4 protein-coding genes and 1 pseudogene are annotated in these 3,997 nt (G+C 62.4%); 1 reads left to right on the top strand and 4 read right to left on the bottom strand.

Features of this window, described 5'->3' with window-relative positions; translation table 11 throughout:
• Positions 1 to 932, bottom strand: a 932-nt coding sequence (locus tag ACLP25_RS02600; RefSeq protein ID WP_442467679.1) for an alkene reductase, incomplete at its 3' end; no start/stop codon positions are given.
• A 276-nt stretch (positions 933 to 1,208) separates the two neighbouring features.
• On the opposite strand from ACLP25_RS02600, the pseudogene ACLP25_RS02595 reads away from it, so the two are divergent.
• Positions 1,209 to 1,412: pseudogene (locus tag ACLP25_RS02595) on the top strand (ABC transporter permease); the annotation flags it as partial.
• 119 nt (positions 1,413 to 1,531) lie between these two features.
• Here ACLP25_RS02595 and ACLP25_RS02590 read toward each other — a convergent pair.
• From ACLP25_RS02590 to ACLP25_RS02580, 3 genes are all read right to left on the bottom strand, one after another.
• A complete protein-coding gene (locus ACLP25_RS02590; protein ID WP_442467678.1) occupies positions 1,532 to 1,954 on the bottom strand; it encodes a cyclic nucleotide-binding domain-containing protein in 423 nt (140 codons plus the stop codon).
• Positions 1,951 to 3,045, bottom strand: a complete 1,095-nt coding sequence (locus tag ACLP25_RS02585) for a mechanosensitive ion channel family protein (protein ID WP_442467677.1) — start codon at positions 3,043 to 3,045, stop codon at positions 1,951 to 1,953. The genes ACLP25_RS02590 and ACLP25_RS02585 overlap by 4 nt, the downstream gene beginning before the upstream one ends.
• An 84-nt stretch (positions 3,046 to 3,129) precedes the next feature.
• The gene (locus ACLP25_RS02580; protein ID WP_442467676.1) at positions 3,130 to 3,360 is read right to left on the bottom strand and encodes a hypothetical protein; all 231 of its coding nucleotides are present in this window, start codon (positions 3,358 to 3,360) and stop codon (positions 3,130 to 3,132) included.
• Positions 3,361 to 3,997: the final 637 nt, after the last annotated feature.

The following is a 3,997-nucleotide window of genomic DNA, read 5'->3' as shown; positions in this document are numbered from 1 at the left end:
ATCGCCAACTTCCGGTCATAGCCGTTGTTGACCATCCAGACGCCGTCGAAGCAGCCGTGGAGTGCGGAGTAGTCGAACGGAATCGTATACCGGGGCCCGCCGGTCTCGCCCTCCACCACGTGCACATACGCCAGGCCGAACGGATTGAGGCCCTTCACGACATGATTGAAAAGGGCCTGCGGATTGCTGTCCCGAGAGTCGCCGGCGGTCGAGACCGGGGAGATCCGGACGCCGAGGCGGCCGGCGCCGATGGCTTGGGCGCAAGCCTTGGCGACCTCGAAGAGCAGCCGCGCGCGATTCTCGATGGAGCCGCCATAGGCGTCGGTGCGATGGTTGGTCGCATCGCGCAGAAAGGCGTCGAGCAGGTAGCCGTGCGCGCCATGCAGCTCCACGCCATCGAAACCGGCCTCGATGGCGCGGGTCGAGGCGTAGCGGAAGTCCTCGACAATAACAGGGATCTCGTCCAGTTCGAGCGCCCGTGGCGCTGACGCGTCGACGAAGCCCTCGTTGGCCACGAAGGTCTTGGTTCTCGCCCGGATCGCGGACGGCCCGACGGGCGCGCGACCGTCCTTCTGGAAGCTTGCGTGAGAGAGGCGGCCGGTATGCCAAAGCTGAACCACGATGGTCCCGCCTTTGGCGTGCACGGCGTCGGTGACGGCTTTCCAGCTCCGGACCTGATCGTCCGTATAGCAGCCCGGCGTATCCGCGTAGCCTTGCGCCTGGGTCGAGATCTGGGTGGCTTCGGCGATGATCAGGCCCGCCGTGGCGCGCTGGGCGTAATATTCAACAGCAAGAGGACCCGGGACCAGACCCGGACCGGCGCGATTTCTCGTGAGCGGCGCCATCACGATGCGGTTGGCGAGTTTCAACGCGCCGGCTTCAGTGGGTTCGAAAAGAGCCCGGGCCGCGCGGGTCTCGTAAGATCTCTTCATCGTCTGTCTCCTCGATCAATGATCGCTGCGGCTGATATCGCCGGTCACCGCGGACGGCGTTTTGCATGCGCCGCCCGGTCCGGAACCCGCTCGCGATCGCAATGCGTCATGCTCAAGAGCTTCGGAAACTGGCTGTTTGATAGCCTCGGAAACTACTCACCCCAACCCGAATTAAGGCGATGACCCTTGGCCTTGAGACGGAAAGCGCACCGTCGCAACGGAACTGACAAGGCCGCCGCTGCCGTCTGAGTAGATTCCGACCCTTATCTTTCGCATGTCAAGAGTATGCCGCCGTGGCTCACGACGGCAATGCAGGCTTCGCCCTCGACGCATTTCGTATCGTTCGCGCAATCGATCCTCTATCGCGGCGCGGGGCTCGACGTGGTGTGGCCGGAATTTTTGGCGGTGGCGGGAATCGGCGGCCTCTTCTTCGGCCTTTCGATCATGCGCTTCCGGTCTGTCGCCGCGCAGGGCGCGTGAGCAGACGAGAGCGCTCGACGCGCAAATGCCGACGATGCCCCATCACGTCGGGCGCATGGTCGGATCCGCCGCTTTGAAAGATGTCGTCTCAGAGTCGGCCTTGTGAAAACAGCTCGCGATCACGCGAGGCCGAAGAGGTCCTTTACCCGCTGGCCAAGCCTCGTAGCGAGAGTCTCGCCGGGCTTGTCTCGATCGGCAAACTCTTCCAGCCGCGCTTTTCCGACTGCCACCCGCCGCGCGAGGATCTCGCCGAGCTCGGCGGCGATCGCGGGCCTATCCTCGAGGATCGGCGCGAGATCGATCTTGGCGATTTCGTAGACCGTCGCCTTGGTCAGCGCCCGGATGGTGAACATGGTCGCGGCGCCGGCCAGCAGCCCGGCCTCTCCAAAGCTGTCGCCAGGGGCAAAGCGCATCGCTTCCTCTTCTCCTGTCCCGCTGCTCTGAATGGCGACCAGGACGCCGGAGCTCAGGATGAAGAGAGCTTGAGCGACGCTGCCCTGCTTGACGAGCACATCGCCGGCCCTGTGGGTTCTCCGCTTCATCTTTGGCGCGAGATGGACGCGCTCGTCCTCCGAAAGCGGGGCGAAGATCGCAAGGTGATCGAGCAGGCGCCGCGGCATATCTGTAGCTTCTGGCCGCGTGACGCGCGGCGCAAGCGTCGCGGGGCTCCCGACGGCGGCGCCAGGCGGATGCCCGCCGATTTGCAGTGCCGGAATACGAGATCAAAGAGTTCGGTCTGCGCATCGGGTCCCTGGTCGATGTTCGAAACGAAAAACTGAATCTCATATTCCATGGCGACGGCGTCGAGGCTTCGAACGGCGACGATTGGGGCAGGAGTCCGCAAGATCCGATTGCAGCTCAGTAACGCTGATTGCAGCGCAACGCGGCCGCCGGAGGGCGTGACGGTCGGCTCGAGCCGGACGATGATCGTCAGACCGTGAGCCCTCATGGGCTGGCTCGCGTTGATCAGCTTTGCCTTCGCTATGATGCTGTTCGGTATGATCGCGAGGTCATTGTCGGGCGTGAGAATATGCGTCGCGCGCCAGTCCGTCTCAACCACGGATCCTTGTATGCCGCCGTCGAGGATGATCCAGTCGCCGGGATGATAGGGTTTCGCGAGATTGAGGACGACGCCTGAGAAGACGTCGCCCAGGGTGTTTTGAAGGGCGAGGCCCAGAATAATGGCGATAACGCCTGAGGCCGCCAGCAGGCCGCCGACCGGCATATCGAAGACGTTGGCGACGATGGCAAGGCCAGCGGCGACATAAATGACGCCGACGAAGAGATCCTGCAGGAAGCGCGTCTCACGGGGCTGTCGTTTGAAGACGAGAACGGCACGGCAGAAGCCGGCAAACAGCCAGGACGCCGCAAGCCACCAGACAATCTTGAAGACGCTGGTCACGAAAAATGCAAAGACAGGACCCTCTCTTGGCGTTGGCTCGGATGGCAAGACCCCTGCAGCCAGCAGCATCAAGGTGAAGCCGCCGAAAGAGGCGAGTTGGCAGAGGAAGCGGGCTACAGGGTTTTCGCGAAAAGCGAGCCGCGTCACGAGAAAGCCTGTGACAAGAAAGACGCCGGCAAGAGCCAACGCGATCGGGGGCTGCGAGATGAAGCCGACAAACTCTGCGGTCATGCGCGGCCAATCTCGCCGTCACGGACCCCGAACATGCGTTGCGCAGGGTCCAAAGAGGCGTCGCCGCAGCCGGGTTGCATCCGGTCAGCAGCCGATATGCAGGGAAAACTCACTCCGCCTGCCCCGGTCGTCGGGGCGAAAGGCCGCCGGTTGCGACTGATCGCCTTGGCCGCCCCCCGAAATTTTGGCTCCGATCAGATCAGACCGATGGCTGTCGCCATGAGACAAGCGAAAACCCCGGAAGATGATTTTGTCCTTGAGCCGCGTCCAGTTCATTTCGATTCGAGTCCACTTCATGAACACCTCCTGCGCCATGGCCAACCCCATTGAGCCGAGATGGACTGCCGAAGGCAAGAATCGGAATTTACTCGCTCGAGGGCGAGAGACAGAGCCGCTACGCGGAAGCTATCAGCCGCAAGCCCGCACAATCTCCGCATGTCGGTCCGGAGTCATGGTCTTGGCTAGCGCCGCGGTGTCCCCCGAGCGCACTGCGTTGCCGATGACGTCGGCGGGGCGCTTCTCACCATTAGGTCCGCGGAGCATTAACCCGTTCTGTCGCGAGGGGGAGTCAGACTCCAGTTCCGGCCAATGGTGATACCCATCCTTCGCAACGTTTGCGAGCACCTGACGGCAGTCGACGCCGCCTATAAGGCGCGTCTCGGGTGTGACAACTATGGTTCTCGCAAAAACCCAATTTCCGAACGAATGAGGCGGCAATTTCTTGCCGCTTTTGTCATCCGTAACCATCTCCGCATTTCCGGCGGTTCCCCGAAACACGTAAAGTTCCGTCATCGGACCCTCCTGCTTTCTATAAAACCTATCGGAGGCGCGCGCGCCGCGAGCGAACGAATCTCAGTCCGCCTTATTTTCAAACCAAGACGCAACCGGCCCTCATTGCGACGCGTCCCATCTCTAGTTCCGGACCTCCGGCAAATCCTCGCCATGCTCGTCG

It is taken from the genome of Roseiarcus sp. (assembly GCF_052145395.1).
Taxonomy (GTDB): domain Bacteria; phylum Pseudomonadota; class Alphaproteobacteria; order Rhizobiales; family Beijerinckiaceae; genus Roseiarcus.
This window is presented reverse-complemented; position numbering and strand designations above follow the sequence as displayed.

Coding starts and splice junctions, on each gene's coding strand:
- ACLP25_RS02590 (WP_442467678.1), bottom strand. CDS start 1,954: ATGAAGCGGAGAACCCACAGGGCCGGCGATGTGCTCGTCAAGCAGGGC.
- ACLP25_RS02585 (WP_442467677.1), bottom strand. CDS start 3,045: ATGACCGCAGAGTTTGTCGGCTTCATCTCGCAGCCCCCGATCGCGTTG.
- ACLP25_RS02580 (WP_442467676.1), bottom strand. CDS start 3,360: ATGGCGCAGGAGGTGTTCATGAAGTGGACTCGAATCGAAATGAACTGG.